This window comes from Clostridium bowmanii (genome assembly GCF_018861315.1).
In the GTDB taxonomy this organism is placed as follows: Bacteria; Bacillota; Clostridia; order Clostridiales; family Clostridiaceae; genus Clostridium_AD; species Clostridium_AD bowmanii.
In genome coordinates this window covers 94639-114709 of the sequence record NZ_JAHLDL010000009.1, presented here as the reverse complement: position 1 = coordinate 114709, position 20071 = coordinate 94639, and the positions used below count along the sequence as shown (strand labels likewise).

The following is a 20071-nucleotide window of genomic DNA, read 5'->3' as shown; positions in this document are numbered from 1 at the left end:
ATGTATAGAAATAAAAAAGGATTTACACTTGTAGAACTTATAATATCTATGGCAATTTTATCAATAGTTATGACTGCTATATATTCCTTTTTTTTATCAGATTATAAATCTTTGAATAGGGTATCCACAGAAGTAGAAATTCAGACTCAAGCTGAAAAAGCTATTGAAAAAATAACTAATATTGGTATGGAATCTAGTAGTGTAAAAATAAGCACTGCAGGTACCGATGAAAAAATAGATAATAGTGTGGAATATTTAAAATTAACTAAGAATTTAGTAATGGAACACACGGAGTACACTGAGTACACATTTACTGTAGAAGACAATAAGCTAATGTTAGATACGATTGATAATGGAGTTGACGAGGGCAAAATAGAAATAGCAAATTTGGTTGAATATGTTATTTGTAAAGAGATCACAACAAATGGAAGTGGTACAAAGGTTATAGGAATTGAAATTGAAATAGCCTTTGAGGGAGGAATTAGAGATAACGAAGATAAAATTGTAAAAAGCGAAATATATTTTAGAAACTAGATAAAAACATAATCCGAACTTGTTGTTGATATTTGACAAAGAGAGTAATTAATCACTTTGAATTTATAGGTATGCCAGCTTATGTTGAAGTAGACAAGAAGACTATAAATGATAACCAAAACATTAAAATGAGATAGGGTAAATAATTTGTATAGCTTTTCACATATTATAAAGTGAAGGTGGTATAGGATAGGAGATTTGTTTAGATAAATAGTTTATATAGTAATAACAAAATAAGGAGGGGTAAAGATGAACGTCAAAAGGATAGTTTGTGTAATGTTAATATTTACATTTGTCTTTTTAAACTTTCAGGGTATGGTAAATACTAAAACAACTTATGCAGCCACCAGCTTGGCATCAAATGTTAGCATACTAGAAATTACAGATTCAGGAGCTTCAAATTTAACAACACTGACTTCTACAGAAATACAAAAGATAACCACTATGAGCATGAAACAATTTGTAGCGAATAGAAATCAAATAGAAGGATTGTATGACATTATATACATCGGTACAGGAACTTATGCAACTGGCGCTATAATTAATAAAAATCACAATACAAAAAATATACTGAATGACATAACAAATTTAAAAGCAAATGAGATTATAAATAATTTTATAAATAAAGATTATCTTCTAATACTTCATAATGATGTTTTCAAAGGTACTATATTAAACTCTAAATTTTCTAGTTACAAAAATAATACTAAAACTAATGTAAAAGTAGTTACAGATACAAATAGTGTTATAACTTTAATGCGAAATTATACACCAAACAAACCAGTATTAAACATTAGAAATTATACAAATGGCGAGACATATAATGCTGGTAATCCTTTTATTTTGAATTATGACGTAACAAGTGCCAGTAGTAATATAAATTTGAAGCTATATTTAGATGGAAACTATAATAATATAAATGAACCTTCTGAAGTAGTTGCAACGAAGAGTTCAACGTCAGGATATATTTCATATATTTTTCCAAGAGGATTATCAGGCATTAGAAACTGGACTTTAGAATCTATAGATAGCAGTGGTAAAAAAGATATACAAAGTGGATATATTAAGTTTAATGATCAAAAAGTAATTGTAAATGTACTTCAAGTAACCAGTAGTGGAACTATTGGTAGTTTGTTAAATAATAGCAATATGACTCAAAGTTTTTTAAATGGAACGGATTATCAAATAAAAATTGAAGTAGTGGATATGAATACTTTTAATAGTAGTAAATACAAAGAAATAAATGGAAAGTATGATATGATTTTATTTGGTTTTGCTGATACTTATGGAAATGCGAGGTTAGGGATTGAGGCAAAAGTAGAACTTGATAAATTTATAGCTACAAACCAAAGTGTTATGTTTACACATGATATTTTATTTGCAAGCTCACCAACCTGGAGTTCATATGCAGGTGCTTTTGGTCAGAAAACTCCATACACTGACTTAGGTAATGGTGCACCAAACAAAACTACTTCAACAAAAAAAATAAACGAAGGTCTTATGACTATGTACCCATATGTACTTGATGATACGATTACTATTGCAACAACACATAATCAATACTATACACTGAATTTAGAAGACAAAGACGTTATACCTTGGTACAACCTTACAGGCAGTGATAGAGATCCATATGATAGTTATAATCATTTTTACACATATTCAAAAGGGAATTTGACATATTCAGGAACAGGACATACATCATCTGGATTCCCCGTATCAGAACAAAAGCTATTTGTTAATACTATGTATAGAGCGTTTTTAGGTGCAAATCATAATCCAATAATTACTGTTATTTCACCTAAAACAACGGATATTGTATCACAAAATAAAAAGGTATTTGTTGAAGCATTAATTGAAGATTTAGACCTAGGAGATTCTAGTATAGGCGTAAAAATATATATAGAAGATAGAGAGGTTTATAATGGAAATGTAATTAATGGTACTACTATAAAAAATACTTTCGATAACTATACAGTAGTTGGTGATACAGTTACAGTTAAAATAGTAGCTACCGATTCAAGAGGGGCAGAAAGCATACAGACTATAAATCTCACATATAAAGACATAAAAGTACCAACAGGACTTGATTTAACGGATTCATCTGATTCAGGAGTATTAAATAATGATAATTTAACAAATGACATTACACCAACAATAACTGGTGAAGCAGAAGCAAACAGTGCAGTTACTCTATACAATGGAAATATATCAATAGGAACTGGAATAGCAGATGCTAATGGGAAGTTTAGTATAACAACAAATGAATTAACACCGGATGGAGTTTATAATATTACAGCAAAAGCAAAAGACAGATATGAGAATGAAAGTCCAGCATCATCACCACTAGCTATAATAATAGACAAAACTCCACCAAATGCACCAAGAGATTTAGATTTAATTGAGTCATCAGACACTGGTGATAGTAGTACAGATAATATTACAAGTGATAATACACCAACTATAAATGGTAAAGCAGAACCTGGGAGTACCGTTACTCTTTATAATGGGAATATAGTATTAAACACAGGTATAACAGATGCTAGTGGAAATTTCAGCATAACAATATCATCAGAACTAGCTGATGCGGTTTATACTATTACAGCAGAAGCAAAAGACATGGCAGGAAATATAAGTTCAAGATCAGCGGGATTAATAATAACAATAGATAGTATGGTAAAAGCACCCACAGATCTTGACTTAGCAGCAGCTTCAGATACAGGAATATCAAATACAGATAATATTACAAGTGATAATACACCAACTATAAATGGTAAAGCAAATCCTGATAACACTGTTACTCTTTATGATAAAGATGGAAATCTAATAGGAACTGGAAAAGCAACTGTTGATGGAAACTTTAGTATAACAATAACAGACGCAGACAAACTAAACGATGGAGTTAATAATATTACAGCAAAATCAAAAGATATAGCGGGTAATATAAGTGGAGTAAGTGTAGGACTAAGTATAACAATAGATACAGTAGTACCATCTACACCAACACTAAGGGCTAATATAACTACACAAACAAAAGAAAACGTAAGTATAACAATAATTTATCCAAATGATGCTGCTATTAAAGACTATAAAATAGGCATTTCAGGTAAGTGGTTAAATTATACTGGAGCAGTGGTTGTAGATACTAATGATACTATATATGCTCAATGTAAAGATTTAGCTGGCAATATTAGTGAACAAGGGTCTCTAGAAATTAGAAACATTGATAAAACTAAAATTAAAACAGGGTTATTTGTAAATAATAAATTTACTGAGATAGTAGGAGATATTAATATAGTAAAAGGATTTAATACTAATTTAGCTTTTGAAATTAAAGATTTGAAAAATCAAGAAATTACTTTGAATATGAACAGTACTAACTTTATTACGATTTCAGAAGTGAAAGTATACTCAATTACAGATTTAATAACTCCAATTAAAACTTTATATATAATTGGTAATGCTTTTACTATCAAAGGGTTACCAATGGACAAAACAGATTATGTACTTGTCCTTAAATCTACAGCACGTAATTTAGGAACAAATATTAGTGATTTTATTAAGATTAATGGCTTTGAAAGAATAGAAAAACATATTATTAATGTTGTGAAATTACCATCATTACAATAAGGGTGACAGATACTCGTAAAAAAAATAAAATTATGTTGCAAAAAGAAAGTCCAGCAAGAGTGACTGTCACTTGTCGAAAGGTGTGAAGTTAAGAGGGAACTACCGAAATTTATATTTCGGTAGTTTTTTCGTCGTTAAGGTGTTTTTTATATTACATTCTAGGGGGTAAGGACAGTAACCTAAAAAGGAAATTGTTCGATGGCTAGGTGAAAGATATGCGGGCCAAAAACAATTGAATTAATCCATCAAAAAAAGGTGTAGTAAACAAACTACACCTTTTTACAAACAATACATTTACCTAAGCAACCTTCCCCCCCTCATCATCCTTCATATTATTAAATACATCAACATCCAATTCTTTTTCTTGCTTAGCTATTATAACAGTACAAATAGCATCTCCTGTAATATTAACAACGGTTCTGCCCATATCTACCAATCTATCAACCCCCATTATAAGTCCGATTCCTTCTAAGGGAAGGCCTACAGATTGAAATACCATAGATAGCATAATGATGGAAGCACCAGGGACTCCAGCTGTACCTATAGAAGCAATGGTTGAAGTTAGGACAACTGTTGCCATCATACCTAGTGTAACAGGAATACCGTATGCTTGAGCTACGAAGAAGGTGGCTACCCCTTGCATAATAGCGGTACCGTTCATATTAACAGTTGCGCCCAATGGAATAGTAAAAGCAGCAATTCCCTTTGAGACTCCTAATTTTTTTTCGCATATATCTAAGTTTACTGGTACTGTAGCATTACTACTAGCTGTTGAGAAAGCTACAGACATAGCTGGGAAGAATTTCTTGTAAAACTTCTTTATAGATAGCCCAGTAAAACCCTTTAAAAGACTTGCATATCCTAATATTGAAACAAGTATCAGACCAAGATATATTGTGAGGATATATTTCATTAGTGGAATCATGGCTACATAGCCTACAGTGGCAAAGGTTTTAGCTATAAGTCCAAATACACCAATAGGTGCAAAGTTCATAACAATATCTACTAGTTTCATTATTAAATCATTTAAGTTTTCAAGTAAATTAATTAAGGACTCACCCTTTTTCCCCAGTAGTGATAAACCTATGCCAACTAATACAGCAACTATAATGATTTGAAGCATATTTCCGTCGGACATAGCTAAAGTTATATTTTTGGGTACCATTTCGTATAGTGTTTGTACCAAGGGAGTTTTGGTGGCGGCTGTAGTAGTTTTTACTGCTTTAACCATTTCTAAATTTAAACCAGCTCCTGGCTTTAGAAAATAGCCTAAACATAGTGCAATAGTAATAGCTATTGCTGTAGTTGATAGATAGAAAGCTACAGTCTTGCCCCCAACTCTACCAAGTTTCTTTATATCGCCCATACTAGCTGCACCATTTGCTAAGGAAATAAATACTAATGGAACTACAAGCATCATTATTCCTCTTAAAAAAAGTTGACCTACTAATTGGAAAACTCCATTTATTAAAATTGTATCCTTAAAAACTCCATCTGGTAATTGGAAAACAATAATTCCAGTTATTGACCCTAGTAATAGTGCAACAAGGATTTTGGTTGTCAAACTCATCTTTTTTTTACTCATTTAAAACGCCTCCTTTAGAAATTTTAATTAGCTGGTTATAGAATTCCATAATCAACTTAAATACTACATTTTGTAGTTAACCATAATGTATGTAAAAGGTTGCTAGTAAACGTTTTCTTATTCTTTAGTAAATTTTTTTTATTTTTATAAAGCATCCAATTTTACTATTTGATGATATCGGATAGTAAAATTAGATGCTATTGTTCACACTCAACTAATGAAAAACTTGTATATTTATATAGCCATCAAATGTTTTGCTGCTATTCCTGGTTCAGTCATTGCTATTGTATCCAGTATTTCATTAAGTTCTGATTTGGTTAAAATATTCTCTTTAAGTACAAGATCCCTTACAGATTCGCCAGTTGCAATTGCTCTATCTGCAATTTTAGCAGCTGCTTTATAGCCTACATGAGGAACTATTGCTGTAATTATACCTACACTATTATCTACTAAGTATTTACATCTTTTTCTATTAGCAGTAATACCTACAATACAATTTTCACGAAGGGTGTTAACTCCATTGGCAAGTGTTTCTATAGATTCATACAAGTTATAGAATATAACTGGTTCAAAAGCATTTAATTCTAATTGCCCAGCTTCTGCTGCCATAGTTATTGTAACATCATTTCCTATAATATTGAAAGATACTTGACTCATTACTTCTGGAATTACAGGATTTATCTTTCCTGGCATTATTGAAGAACCATTTTGTTTTGCTGGAAGGTTGATTTCTCCAAAGCCTGTTCTTGGGCCTGAGGACATTAATCTTAAGTCATTTGACATTTTGGATAGACTTACAGCGCAAGTTTTAAGAGCTGAGGAAACGTCTACAAAAACATCTAGATTTTGTGTTCCGTCTACTAAGTCTTCTGCTTGACGTAAATCTAGATTAATAACTTTATTAATTGCTGGAACAATATTTTTAAAATACTCTGTATCTACATTTATTCCTGTGCCTATGGCAGAAGCACCCATATTTACAGTTTTTAGACCTTCACTAGCTTTTTCTATCCTAGTAATATTTCTTTTTATTACTGAGCTGTAAGCATGGAATTCTTGGCCTAATCTAATTGGTACGGCATCTTGCATTTGAGTTCTTCCCATTTTAATAACATCATCAAATTCTACAGATTTTGCAATAAGTGAATCGTACAGCTTTCTTAACTCATCTAAGGTTCTTGGAATAAGTTTTAGAGCTGTCATTTTGCCTGCGGTTGGGAATACATCATTTGTAGATTGTCCCATGTTTACATGATCATTTGGATGAACTTTATCATAAACACCTAGTTTACCGCCTAATATTTCATTTGCTCTATTTGCAATTACCTCATTGGCATTCATATTACCTGATGTGCCTGCTCCACCTTGAATGGGATCAATTATAAATTGATCATGTAATTTACCAGCTATTATTTCATCACATGCTTGTACTATAGCACATCTTACATCTTTATGCATTAAACCAGCTTCATTATTAGCAATAGCTGTGCCTTTTTTTACCTGGGCAAGGCTAATTATTAATTCACTATGCATTCTTTTACCTGTAATATTAAAGTTTTCTGCAGCCCTTAGTGATTGCACTCCGTAATATGCTCCTACAGGTACATTTTTAGATCCCACAGAATCGGTTTCTACTCTATATTTCTGAAAGTTTTCATTCATAATAATTCCTCCTTATTTATCTTAATATACTAATAATACCCTTTAGAACAAATTTGTCAAATTTTTAGATATAATTGGTAGTCCTAATAATAAATAGAACAACTAAAAAAAATATAGCAAATAGTACTATATTACACCTTATACGGTGATTTTAAACCGTGTAAGCTTAAAAACAATTTATGGTTTATATGGAATTATTAACAACGTTTAATTAGTAGAAATATTTAGAATATTCTAATTAATGCAAGAATACTGTTATAAAATTTTATATATGTTTTCTCAATTACAGTAGAGATAAAAAATCCGAAGAAAATTTAAAGCAAATAAAAAACAAGTCATACATTGTTAATGTAGACTTGTTTTTTATTTGCTTTCTTTTTCAATGGAATCAGCAAGACATTCATCAATGACATCTTTAGTAATTATAAACACACTTTCATTACTCATATACTTCACTCTCCCTTCTTCATATATAAATAGTATCATGTTAATGTTAAGAGAGTATTAAGCTAGTATTAAAATCAAGTGAATTTTAATGGTTTTAAAATTATAGCATCTATTATTAATAAGCACTCTAGAGTTATGTGGTCCAAAGAGAGTGTTTGAATTTATAATCAATTCTATTATAGCAGTCATATTATGGAGTAAAGATGTAACTATACATTTTGAATTATAGCTTTAAAAGTGCTGAATTGAATCTAAACTACTATATACCTTTAATTATGGATCAGAAATAAATAAACAGGGGTGATAATAAAATGAGTGTTAGACATTATGTGCTGGCTGCTACAGATGGTTTTATAGAACTTCCTACCTCTCCTGACCTGCCGCCTGTAGAATCTAAGCATAAGAAAGTCTATGTCTATGGTTTTGTTGGTGGGTTATTTAAGGTTAATGGCAAAGTAATAAATGAAAACCTTGATTGGACAAAACCTTGTAATTGGTCAAAATTTGAAGCACTAATAGGAACTGCGACTATACCTTCACCAATAATATGGGGAGAAACCGGCGATAGAGTGTATATAACACTGATAAATTTAGGAATGATTACTACAGGTATTATGGTTCCACACACTATTCATATGCATGGTGCCCATGTAGTGACTCAACTAGATGGCTTCCCAGAATCCTCATTTGCAGTTCCAACCTGCATGGATTTTGAAATGGAACCACCTTCGGTAACTTACCTTTTTGATACGCAGCACCCTGGAACTTATATGTATTACTGTCATGCTGAAGCCTCTGAGCATGTTCAAATGGGTATGTATGGAGCCTTGGTTGTCTATCCATCCATGAGAAGTCTTGCTTTGAAAGGTATAAGAAGGTTGTGGAATGGCCGTTGGTATTTTGAGGAAAAACTACAAGAGCATATCTCAGAAACTGCAACAAATAGAAATTTTGCATATAATGATGTACTTTCTTATTTTGACAAGGAATATATAATGCTACTTTCTGATATAGACACTAAATGGCATTATAGCGTTGAAATTGGTGGTAATTTTAATCCAGTAGATTATAGACCGAATTTTTGGCTTGTAAACGGTCGTGCCTTCCCAGATACCCTACTTCCACATCCGTCAACTCCTGAGCCATATTGTGATAAGGAGGTATCCCAGCTTAACTATGAATCCTATGTACATGTAAAAGCAGGAGAAATGTTTATGCTTAGAATGATTAATATGGGCTATCAGGTGGTACCATGGCATATCCACGGATGGAATTTTGCGGTAATAGGCAAGGATGCAAATCCAAGTCCACTATTAAAAATATCTGAAAAATTAGGGCTGGAGAGACATGAAGGACTTGAAAGGGGAGTTACATGTACCTTAGGTTCAGGAGAGACCTTTGATCTATTGATAATGGCTGAAGATAAAAGTCCACAGTATAAGAGCTATATTGTGAATGGAAAAGATTGCATTCATTCACTATGTAAGCAAATGCATGAAATAAAAAATATAGATTCCAGTATAATTGCTAATATACCAACCCAGCCAGGTAATATCAATAATATAAAAACCATTAATTATGTAGATATATGTAGCGAACCATCAGCTATTAATGACAATTTCTTTCCGCAAATTTATCCTATGCACAATCATGACGACTATAAAGTTACTAATAATGGAGTGTATCCAGGAGGACAATTGACTTATATTCAAACAGATGCTCCTGATAATCCTGAGTCTTGTGCTGAACAAGAAAAAGAGTTACAGGATAATGAATTTCATATGACTTACAAGGGTTTAGCCACGGATTAGTATATTTAAATGATATCTCAAAACCAATTAATTAATTGAAATAATAACTCTAGCAGGTTAAGTTTGCTGGAGTTTTTTTAAGTCTTCATATTATAGGAGTATGTGTAAAAATATGTTCATAAATAATTTGATAAAATAGAGGGAAAAAGAGTTTAATATAGAAATAGTATTAAGTAAGTTATACTATAAATGTAAAATAAAGAGAAGCAAAGGATGGGATGGCATGAAAGGTAAAATATATAAAAAGAGGAATAATTCTATTAGTAAACGTTTAATTAAATGTTTTGTAGTGCTTTTGTCATGTATGGTAATAATAAATGCTATTTCTGTTGTAATGAATTTGCGAGTAATTAATCAATACAAAAGTATTATAAGTAATATAGCTTTAGAAGGGCAAGTTAAGGTTAAAACTGCGGAACTCGTAAATATATATAATTCTGTAATTAGGAGTGACGGTAAACTAGATAATAAGGCATATAATAAAAAATGGGATGAAATTAAAGTAGTATTTTCAAAGTTAGACAAAACCATTATTTATGATAAAAGTAAAAGTGAATATGAGGGACTTAAAAATATTTTAGATACTATTAATAAAGATAGTATAGCAGCATTTTCTAATTTAGGAACTACTCATGGCGCTGTAGAGGCTATTGATGTGTATGCTACAATGCAAAGAAAACAAGATTTTGCCACTGTTAGTATTGGTAATATTTTAGTAGATGAATCAGAGTATATGCAGACTTTGGATGGAAACATACAAAAAATATATAAAATAACTCTTAGTTTAATAATTCTTACCATTATAGGAGTATCTGTGTTTGGTATATTATTGGCTTCTAAGTTTAGTAAAAAAATAACAAAGCAACTAAATCAATTAAATGATTTTGCTAAAGAAATATCAAATGGTAATTTAAATATAGATGATTTAAAATTTAACTCAAAAGATGAAGTGGAAGATCTGGGTAATTCTTTTATTACCATGAAAAATTCTCTTAAAGGCATTGTTAAGGATGTTCAAGAAAATAGTATACAAATATCTGAATCATCTAATCAATTAGCAATAAGTATGGATGAAAGCAGTAGAGTAAATGAGGAAATAGTCGCATCCATAGTTAAGTCTAGCCAGATATCTAGCAAACAATGTGAATTGGTGGATTTAGCATTAGTTAAAATTGAAAATTCCAATAGTGAAATGCAAGATATTTTAGTAAATGCTAAACAAATGCAAGAAGAATCCGATGAAACAATTGATCATTGTATGAAGGGCAAAAACAATATGGAGAACATGGTGCAACAATTATTGAAAATAAATGTAATCATTTCAGATTTTGATAAGCAAGCTGAAACATTAAATAAAAGAAATTCTGAAATAACGAATATATTAAGTTTGATAACGGGCATATCAAGGCAAACAAATCTTCTTTCGCTAAATGCATCAATTGAGGCAGCAAGAGCAGGGGAACATGGTAGAGGATTTGCAGTTGTAGCTGGAGAAATTGGGAAGCTATCACAGCAATCTGATGGTGCAGTAAAAGAAATTAACAAAATACTCGTTTATATAAAAGAAGATACAGAGGGGATCAATACTAAAGCAAAATTAGGACTTCTGGAATTACAACAAAATAAAGAAGTTTCAAATGATGTTAGCAATGCTTTTTCTGTTATTGAATCATCAAATAAGAAAGTGAATTATACTATAAATAATGTAAATAGTAATATAAATCTAATAGTGTCTAAAATGGATGATTTGTTAAAAAATATGGATAACTTAAAGAAACATTCTGTTGAGTTATCTGAAACTAGTATCAATAATTCAGCATCTATGGAAGAACAATCAGCAACCATTGAGGAGGTTAATGCTTCTTCGGATATTCTAAAAGAGATGGCTGTTAAGATGCAAGATTTAACAAAACAATTTAAAGTTTAACAGACTATTTTAGAAAATTAGAATCTTATATATAAAGCAAGTTCTTTTAATAAAGAATTGATAAAGTTACCCTTGTGTTTTATAATGATTATAACAATGAAATGTTAAATTATTACAAAGCATAAGGGCCTTTAATTTTATGTTCTTTATTTATAGGAAAATAGATTTTTACTGTAAAGCGAGGTGTCTGATTGGAAACTAATGGTATTATACTAGCTGCCGGTTTATCTAGTCGTATGGGAGAATTTAAACCGCTTTTAAAATTCAAAGGGAAAACTATGATTGAATATAGCATTGATAGTATGTTTAATGCTGGTGTTAGCAGAGTGATTGTGGTACTAGGATATCGTGGGCAGGAAGTTGAAGCTTTGCTACGTAATAACTATGATTCTCTTCATTTGCTAGTTGTATTTAATGAAAATTATAAAGAAACTGACATGTTAGCATCTGTTAAAATTGGAATTTCAGCACTTAATACCTGTGATGCTTTTTATATTCTTCCAGGGGATATGCCAGCTATTAGTACTAAAACTTTTCTTTTAGTAAACGATGCAATGTCTAAAACAAATGCAATGGTGGTTTTTCCCACTATTAATGGACATCTTAAACATCCACCTTTAATTTCATGGAGATGTATAGAGTATATTCACAACTTTGTGGGAGAGGGCGGTCTTCGGGAACTATGGAAGCATTTTGGTAACCAAATTGCAACGATACCTGTTCAGGACCGTGGTTGCATTATGGATGCAGACACAGTGGAAGATTATAATAAGCTAGCAAACTATATGGAAAGTTTGATTCAATTCTAAATCATTTATAATATAATTTTTGTAAAGTAACAAGTACATTTAATTCTTTAAGTATTATATAAAGAGTATATTACTTAATTAAAAAATAGGTCAATACAAATATTGGCCTATTTTTTTATGGGAAATAATTATTACTTATATTATATAAACAAACAAAGAGTTACATAAGAGAATGAAACAAATGGAGAGGTTTATCCTCTACGCATAAAATGTCTTTAATCTAAGCTATTATTTAACATAAGTACACATAAAACTTAACGCAATATTAACTATCCCAATATATACTATATATAAATAAAGATTATTAGGGGGATTTTGATATGCCGCATGAGCTAAAAAGAATTATTACACGTCTAAAAGAATTTAAAGGCTTCAAAAATATTTCTATACCCATTAAAATTATCTCAGTAGTAGCTTTGACCTTAGTTATTTTCATGGCTATAGAGAATGTAATTATATATAGGATTACCTATAATAAAATGGTAAGTACTAATAAACAAAATATGAAATTAGTGTCTAATGAGGTATATGAAAATTTTAAAAATCTAATAAAAATACAAATTAGTGATGTTGAAAAGAATGCACTAAATAATGATATTATTTTAGTTGTGAAACATAGAAATAATACGACCAGGCAAGAATTTAAAATCACATATAAAGATGAAATTGAAAAAGCTACAAATAAATTAAAGATTTATGCTCAAGAAAATAAGACAGATGAACATGTTTTTATTACTGATAAAGATGGAGTAATTATAGTAGATAGCAACAATGAGTTTTTAAATACTGATTTAAGTCAAAAGGATTATACAAAAAAAGCTTTGAGCGGCGTAGGTTCTTTAAGTTCTGTATATATGTCTACTGTTAATTCTAAGCCGGTAGTTACATTTTTACAGCCCATAGTGGATGAAAATGCTAATGTAATAGGAATTGCTGGGAAAAGTATTTACACAGACTACTTTTCTCAAAGGTTTGATAAGTTTAAATTTTTAGAGGATGGATTTTTATTTGTAGTGGATAGTTCACAAAATATAATCTACCATCCAGACAAACATCGTATCAATAAAAAGTTAGATATACCTGAATTAGTTACGATTACCAAAAACACTAAAAATTTTGAAAATGTCGATATGAAGGAGCTTACATATAAGACAGGCAAAGATACATTTAGCGCATTTTATATTAGTGTACCTGAGCTAAAGAGTTTAGTAGTTCTTACAGTTAATCAGAATAATATTAAAAGTGCATCAAATTTATTAGGAAACCTAATAGTACTAATGACTTTTATAATGCTTTTAGTTATGGTACCACTATGTTACATGTTTATAAAAAAAATTTTGAGGCCCATGAATGTACTTGTAGAAAATACAGTTGAAATTTCGAAAGGAAACTTTACAGTTATTAATGAAATAAAAAGCAATGATGAAATTGGTAAATTGTCGAAGAGTTTTAATTCCATGACGGAAAATATTAAATCTTTAGTGTTTGATGTAAAGAAGGTAACAGAAGAGCTTTTACATATTAATAAGGTAACAGGTACGGCCCAGCATAATATAGTTTTAGGTATAGAGAAAATTACAGAAAATACTCAATTGGTATCTGAGGACACAGATAAGTTGAATAGTGTAATTAATTTAAGTATGAGCTCTTTTGAATCAATAACTAAAAAGGTCCAAAGTATAAAAGAGCAATCTACAGATATGTATATAAAGGCTGAAAATATTAAGAATATTAATAATACAAACATAAGTACCGTTACTAGCTTAAAACATATAAATAAGAAAAGCACTGATAAATTAAAGGGAGTAAATATATCTTTCAAGGAATTATATACAGATTTAATGGGTATTAAAAATATAGTAGATGTTGTAAATGATATTTCTAAAAGAACTCATATACTATCATTAAATGCGTCTATAGAAGCAGCTAGTGCAGGACAGTACGGGGCTGGATTCAGTGTGGTGGCGAGAGAAATTAGAAATTTATCAGATGGCATAGGAGAACAAATGAGCAAAATACAGAATATAGTTAGTAGTGTTAATAATAATATGTCCAAAACTGAAACAAGCATTGATGAGGTAAATAGGGTTTTTAATGAGCAGGATAGTGTGATAAATGATACTATTGGAAATTATAAAGAGGCACTAAAATCTACAGAGGATATTGTTTCTTCTATTGGAAATATAGATCTTAGTATTGAAACCTTAAATAACGAGAATAGCAGTGTTATAAATACACTTCAAGAAGTAAATATTATTTGTTTTGAGTTTACAAGTTCTATAAATCAAATAAGTTCTGTAATTGAAAACCAATATGTTGAAACTGTGAATATGGACACCCTTGTACAACAATTAGAAAATTCAACTAATGAACTTAGAGAAAAAATGAATAAATTTAGTTTGTAATTGTATAAACAGTTTAACGATTAATGATTTACAAGATTATTATATTTATCTTCTTTAATAAAATGCGATATCTGTTTAACCATAAGATAACCATATCTTAACCTAATCTAAATTATAATTGCATCAATTTGGGATATACTATAAATATAGGGGAGGTGTAATACTATGATAGTTGATACCCACTTACTCATATCTCAAATTTTATACAAACACATCTCAAAAGGAACAAATTTTAAACTAAACAGGTTAGCATTTGCATATGGTAATATAAAACCAGATTTTACCAATAAGGACATTAAGAGTGCTCACACATTAGAAGAAAGCTTACACAATGTCACTAAATATTCAGAAGAACTAATGGGTAAAAATATTTCGAATAAGGAATTTTCAATATCCTTAGGGGTAACCTGCCATTTTATTTGTGATTATTTTTGCTTATATCACAGAGAGGGTAATGAGAAAAAAGCAGCATATGAGCATTTTTTTTATGAGCTAATCCTACATGTGAAATTGATAATACTTCTTTTAAAGGGTAAGATAAACCTTAGTAATCATGAATTGTTTGAAAATAATGTGGAAAAGTTAGTACTTGCCTTACAAAAAAAATACAACTCAGAGACCAAGAGCTTAACTAGAGATATAAACAATGCCTTAATTGCAGCTTCTCAAATTTCAAATTTAATAGTATGTTCAAGTCAATTGCTAATTCAGCAAAATGAAACTAATATTTCAAAAGCATATCTTTTAAGTCATAAAAATAGCTGAAGATTTTATAAATCTTCAGCTATAATTATTTTTGATTTGAATTTATTGAAACTATTTGCCATAGTTTTAGTTAGATTAGAATCTGTTACAATATAACTTACTTTGCTAAGTGGAGCAATATTGATTGTTACATCTCTTCCAAATTTACTGCTTTCAGCTGCTACAAATATTTCTTTAGATCTTTCTATAATAGTCTTTCTTATTAATGCTTCCTGCATGTTAAAATCAGAAATTCCATTTTCTAAGGTGATTCCACCAGCACAAATGAAACTCTTTTGAATGTTTAATTGCGAAAAATTAAAGATATAGTCATAAGATACTATAGATCTCTCATTATGTCTTACCTTTCCACCAATTATAATAATCTCATGTTCAGTATTTATTAGTGCGTTTAGCACTGGAATAGAATTAGTTATGATGGTTAGATTTTTTTTATCTATAATTTGTTTTGCAATATGAAAGGTGGTTGAACCACTGTCTATAAAAATACAGTCCCCATCATTTATAAATTCACTACATTTCTTACCAATAGATTCCTTTTGTTGCAGCTTATTAGTCATTCTATTCTCCATAGTGGACTCTCCTAAGGTTGCAGCTTTAATCTTTGCCCCTCCATATACCTTCTCAATCTTGTTTTGTTTTTCTAAAATAGATAAATCACGCCTAACTGTTTCTATAGATATATCAAATTCACCCATAAATTCAGAGATTGTAACTACATCTTTTGTTGAAAGTAATTCTAAAAATTTATTTTGTCTTTCACTTGGTAGCATAAGATCCCCCTAACATAGTCTTTTTATTGTGCATATTTAAATAAACAACAAGTCAATATACTAGTCTATTTATTTTACTGATCATAATATATAAACAACTTATCATAAATCATGACAATATACAAGGATGTATTACAGAGTAAATAAAGAAATTGTCATATATGTCCATGAAATATATCAACATATAGTAAAAACATAACAAACATATAGTAATAATTTACACACTCTTAACCTATTCATAATATGTATTAACCTTTATCAATGTATACTAAAAGTGCGATGAAATAAAAGCAAAAACATTTTGGAGGTGAATCAAATGCTAGAGCTCAGAAATATAACAAAAAAGTTCGATGGTAAATTAATATTAGATGAAATTAATTTGAAAATAGGAAATGGGGAGATCGTTTCTATGCTGGGACCCAGTGGAAGTGGTAAAACTACATTGCTAAATATAATTCTAGGAATAACACCAATGGATAGTGGCTGCATTATATTTAATGATGTCGACATAAGTAAAGTATCCATGAAGGATCGGGGATTTAATATTGTTTTTCAAGACTATGCTCTTTTTCCTAATCTTAATGCCTATAAGAATATAGTATATGGTCTTAAAAATAAACCTGATTTAGTAACTCCCAAAGAACTTGAGGAACTTATAGATTTTTTAGAATTAAAACCTCATTTATACAAAAAAATTCATGAGTTATCTGGTGGGCAGAAACAAAGGGTAGCATTAGCTCGAACACTAGCAACAAAACCTAAAATACTTCTTCTAGATGAACCTTTAAGTGCTCTTGATGGAGTTATAAAGGAGACAATTAAGGGAAAGATTAAAGCTATTACTAAGCAGTACAAGCTTACAACTATAATAGTAACTCATGATCCAGAGGAGGCACTAACTATGGCAGATAAGGTGCTGATTATTGATAAAGGTAAGATTTCACAATATGGCTCACCAAAAGAAGTAGTACATCAACCTAAAAATAAATTTGTGGAGGAGTTCATATTACGCCAATTAAAAATAAAAAGAGATAACATTTATAACTTGTTTGGAGAGAATTATGTATAGAAAAAAACTAGAAACACAAATTATTTTTATTGTTATAACCTTGTTTTTTATAGCATTCCTTTTTACTCCAATACTAATACTTTCAGTGAACTCATTTGTGGGCGAAAATGGAATAGGATTTTCAAATTATTATTTAGTTACCCATAATAAGGAGTTTTTAATTGCCATAGGAAATAGTATAAAAGTTTCATTGATTACGGCATTAATAACAACAATTTCTGCTTTTATTATAGCTTATGGAGTAAACTGTACAAAAATATTTAGTCCTATAAAAAATATGATAAAAATTGGAGTTTCTATACCAATGCTTTTACCTACCATAACTTATGGATTCGCCATAATATATTCATTTGGTAAACAAGGACTTTTAACAAAACTCTTTGGAAGGGAGCTATTTCAAATTTATGGATTTAAAGGGCTTTTAACAGGTTACGTAATTTATACACTACCTTCAGCTTTTCTTCTTATAAATAATTCTTTTGAGTACATTGATAAAAAGTTTATTGTTGTATCAAAGCTTATGGGCGATAATTTTTTAAGAAGTTTTATAAATACAATCTTTCGTCCCTTAATTGGTACCTTAGGAGGAACTTTTGTACTTAGCTTTATTTTAAGCTTTACAGATTTTGGTATACCTGCGTCTGTTGGGGGTACTTATAGTGTAATATCAACACAACTTTATGAAGTAATGCTCGGGTCAATACCTAATTTTAATGGTGGCGCTGCAATAGCTATACTCATGCTTATACCTGCAGTATTTGCGGTGCTCTTTTTAAATTACATTGAAAGATATAATTTTAGTTATGATAAATTTACGGAAATTGAGTTATGTAAAAACAAATTTAGAGACATTTCTTTTGCTTTAGTATCGATTAGCACCGTGGTAGGCATTATGTTAATATTTTCAGTTATGTTTATAGCACCTTTTGTTAATAACTATCCCTATGATATGAGCTTTAATCCCAAACTTTTTAAAGATACTATTTTATCAGGAGATATCTTAGAGGTATATAAAAATTCATTTTACGTTTCAATTATTTCAGCAATTAGCGGTACATTAATTTGCTATAGTGCAGCTATTGTAAATGCTCGTTCCCTTATGAATAAGAAATCTAAACTAGCAATAGATATATTCTCAATGATAACTAATACAGTTCCAGGGATGGTTTTAGGACTAGCTTATTTAATGCTTTTTAATAGAAGTGATTTAAAAGGAACTTTCACAATAATAGTAATTTGTAATACAGTACATTTTTTTACTACTCCCTATCTCATGGCTAAAAATTCCCTTTCTAAAATGAATCCTGCTTTCGAAACAACAGGAGAATTAATGGGTGATAACTGGATTAAGACTATAACCCGTGTTATTATTCCTAATTCAATAGCCACTATAGTAGAGATGTTTGGATATTATTTTATAAATTCAATGGTTACAATTAGTGCTATTATTTTCCTCGTCACTGCAAGGACATCTCTACTAACAAGCAAAATTAATGAACTTCAACATTTTCAAAATTTTAATGGGGTGTTTGTATTATCTATACTTATTTTTTTAACTAATATATGTATTAAACTTGGCTGCAATTTAGTTAATAAAAAAATAACTATCCACAAATAAATGTGGAAGATTTAATAAATAAATATAAAAAATAAAGGAGAGATAGCTTATGAAAAGAGTTTCTAAAATTATTACAATTTCTTTAATGGTATGTTCATTGTTAATTACACTTATAGGGTGTAGTCCGAGTAGTGCAAAAAAGGTTGTTATATACACTAATGCGGATGAGGAAGCTGTGGCATCAATGAAAAAAAGTCTTGATACTTCTGGATATGAAGGGAAATACGTATTACAAACTCAAGGAACATCTGAACTTGGTGGGAAATTAATGGCTGAAGGCGATAAAATAGAGGCTAATTTGGTAACAATGAGCTCATATTTTATAGATAGCGCACAGAAAAAGAACAATATGTTTGAAAACTTAAATTTTACTACTAATTCATTAGAAAAATATCCAAGCTATTATACACCAATACTCGCAAATACAGGTGCAATATTCGTTAACACAAAAGTTATGAAAGAAAAGGGTCTTGCTATGCCAAAATCTATAAAAGATTTAACTAAAGATGAATATAAAGGCTTAGTTTCAATTCCTAACATAATGAATTCATCAACTGCATGGCTTCTTATTCAGTCTATTATAAGTGAATATGGCGAAAAAGAGGGTAGCATTGTACTTCACAAACTTATTTTAAATTGTGGACCTCATATTGAAACTTCTGGATCAGGTCCAATAAAAAAAGTTAGAGTTGGAGAAGTGGCAGTAGGATTTGGGCTCCGTCACCAAGCGGTAGCTGATAAAACTTCGGGAAAAGATATTGATTATATAGATCCTATAGAGGGTAACTATTCTCTTACAGAATCAATTGCAGTAGTTAAAAAGAAAGATACAGCTACAACAAGACTAGCAATGGAAATGGCAAAGGTTATAGTAACTAAAGCAAGACCTGAACTTATTAAAAATTACCCTGTTGCACTTTACACGGGCGAAACTATAGATAATTCAAATAAACCAGGAAATCCTAAAAAGTTTGAAAGTCCATTAACAGTAGAACTTCTTGCAAAACATCAAGAATTTTTCAAAGCTTCAAAATAA

13 protein-coding genes are annotated in these 20071 nt (G+C 30.1%); 10 read left to right on the top strand and 3 right to left on the bottom strand.

Annotation, left to right across the window (positions count from 1 at the left end; translation table 11 throughout):
- The gene (locus KPL51_RS08090) at window positions 1-534 is read left to right on the top strand and encodes a PilW family protein (RefSeq protein ID WP_216159282.1); all 534 of its coding nucleotides are present in this window, start codon (window positions 1-3) and stop codon (window positions 532-534) included.
- Window positions 535-783: 249 nt separating this feature from the next.
- Window positions 784-4164 (top strand): Ig-like domain-containing protein, encoded by a 3381-nt coding sequence (locus tag KPL51_RS08085; RefSeq protein WP_216159280.1) that lies wholly within the window; start codon window positions 784-786, stop codon window positions 4162-4164.
- A 298-nt stretch (window positions 4165-4462) separates the two neighbouring features.
- Here KPL51_RS08085 and KPL51_RS08080 read toward each other — a convergent pair whose 3' ends face one another.
- Window positions 4463-5749, bottom strand: a complete 1287-nt coding sequence (locus KPL51_RS08080; RefSeq protein ID WP_216159279.1) for a dicarboxylate/amino acid:cation symporter — start codon at window positions 5747-5749, stop codon at window positions 4463-4465.
- Window positions 5750-5983: 234 nt separating this feature from the next.
- A complete protein-coding gene (locus KPL51_RS08075) occupies window positions 5984-7411 on the bottom strand; it encodes an aspartate ammonia-lyase (protein WP_216159277.1) in 1428 nt (475 codons plus the stop codon).
- 758 nt (window positions 7412-8169) lie between these two features.
- On the opposite strand from KPL51_RS08075, the gene KPL51_RS08070 reads away from it, so the two are divergent.
- The 5 genes from KPL51_RS08070 to KPL51_RS08050 all read left to right on the top strand — a co-directional run bounded on the left by KPL51_RS08070 (window position 8170) and on the right by KPL51_RS08050 (window position 15575).
- Window positions 8170-9669, top strand: a complete 1500-nt coding sequence (locus KPL51_RS08070; protein WP_216159275.1) for a multicopper oxidase domain-containing protein — start codon at window positions 8170-8172, stop codon at window positions 9667-9669.
- Between the two features lie 223 nt (window positions 9670-9892).
- Window positions 9893-11596 (top strand): methyl-accepting chemotaxis protein, encoded by a 1704-nt coding sequence (locus KPL51_RS08065; protein WP_216159273.1) that lies wholly within the window; start codon window positions 9893-9895, stop codon window positions 11594-11596.
- 191 nt (window positions 11597-11787) lie between these two features.
- Window positions 11788-12405 carry a nucleotidyltransferase family protein gene (locus KPL51_RS08060; RefSeq protein ID WP_216159271.1) on the top strand — a complete coding sequence of 206 codons (618 nt, stop codon included), beginning with the start codon at window positions 11788-11790 and terminating at the stop codon, window positions 12403-12405.
- Window positions 12406-12725: 320 nt separating this feature from the next.
- A complete protein-coding gene (locus KPL51_RS08055) occupies window positions 12726-14810 on the top strand; it encodes a methyl-accepting chemotaxis protein (RefSeq protein WP_216159269.1) in 2085 nt (694 codons plus the stop codon).
- 165 nt (window positions 14811-14975) lie between these two features.
- The gene (locus tag KPL51_RS08050) at window positions 14976-15575 is read left to right on the top strand and encodes a zinc dependent phospholipase C family protein (RefSeq protein ID WP_216159267.1); all 600 of its coding nucleotides are present in this window, start codon (window positions 14976-14978) and stop codon (window positions 15573-15575) included.
- 5 nt (window positions 15576-15580) lie between these two features.
- On the opposite strand, the gene KPL51_RS08045 is transcribed toward KPL51_RS08050, so the two are convergent.
- A complete protein-coding gene (locus tag KPL51_RS08045) occupies window positions 15581-16348 on the bottom strand; it encodes a DeoR/GlpR family DNA-binding transcription regulator (RefSeq protein ID WP_216159265.1) in 768 nt (255 codons plus the stop codon).
- 316 nt (window positions 16349-16664) lie between these two features.
- Here KPL51_RS08045 and KPL51_RS08040 point away from each other — a divergent pair, with 316 nt between their 5' ends.
- Genes KPL51_RS08040 through KPL51_RS08030 form a run of 3 tightly spaced genes read left to right on the top strand, consistent with a single transcriptional unit; the run spans window position 16665 to window position 20071 of the window.
- On the top strand, window positions 16665-17417 hold the full coding sequence (locus KPL51_RS08040; RefSeq protein ID WP_216159263.1) for an ABC transporter ATP-binding protein: 753 nt from the start codon (window positions 16665-16667) through the stop codon (window positions 17415-17417).
- Entirely contained in the window at window positions 17410-19035 is a 1626-nt protein-coding gene (locus KPL51_RS08035; protein WP_216159261.1) for an ABC transporter permease subunit, read from the top strand. Before KPL51_RS08040 ends, KPL51_RS08035 begins: the two co-directional genes overlap by 8 nt.
- Before the next feature lie 49 nt (window positions 19036-19084).
- The gene (locus KPL51_RS08030) at window positions 19085-20071 is read left to right on the top strand and encodes an extracellular solute-binding protein (RefSeq protein WP_216159259.1); all 987 of its coding nucleotides are present in this window, start codon (window positions 19085-19087) and stop codon (window positions 20069-20071) included.

Coding starts and splice junctions, on each gene's coding strand:
- KPL51_RS08090 (WP_216159282.1), top strand. CDS start 1: ATGTATAGAAATAAAAAAGGATTTACACTTGTAGAACTTATAATATCT.
- KPL51_RS08085 (WP_216159280.1), top strand. CDS start 784: ATGAACGTCAAAAGGATAGTTTGTGTAATGTTAATATTTACATTTGTC.
- KPL51_RS08080 (WP_216159279.1), bottom strand. CDS start 5,749: ATGAGTAAAAAAAAGATGAGTTTGACAACCAAAATCCTTGTTGCACTA.
- KPL51_RS08075 (WP_216159277.1), bottom strand. CDS start 7,411: ATGAATGAAAACTTTCAGAAATATAGAGTAGAAACCGATTCTGTGGGA.
- KPL51_RS08070 (WP_216159275.1), top strand. CDS start 8,170: ATGAGTGTTAGACATTATGTGCTGGCTGCTACAGATGGTTTTATAGAA.
- KPL51_RS08065 (WP_216159273.1), top strand. CDS start 9,893: ATGAAAGGTAAAATATATAAAAAGAGGAATAATTCTATTAGTAAACGT.
- KPL51_RS08055 (WP_216159269.1), top strand. CDS start 12,726: ATGCCGCATGAGCTAAAAAGAATTATTACACGTCTAAAAGAATTTAAA.
- KPL51_RS08050 (WP_216159267.1), top strand. CDS start 14,976: ATGATAGTTGATACCCACTTACTCATATCTCAAATTTTATACAAACAC.
- KPL51_RS08045 (WP_216159265.1), bottom strand. CDS start 16,348: ATGCTACCAAGTGAAAGACAAAATAAATTTTTAGAATTACTTTCAACA.
- KPL51_RS08040 (WP_216159263.1), top strand. CDS start 16,665: ATGCTAGAGCTCAGAAATATAACAAAAAAGTTCGATGGTAAATTAATA.
- KPL51_RS08035 (WP_216159261.1), top strand. CDS start 17,410: ATGTATAGAAAAAAACTAGAAACACAAATTATTTTTATTGTTATAACC.
- KPL51_RS08030 (WP_216159259.1), top strand. CDS start 19,085: ATGAAAAGAGTTTCTAAAATTATTACAATTTCTTTAATGGTATGTTCA.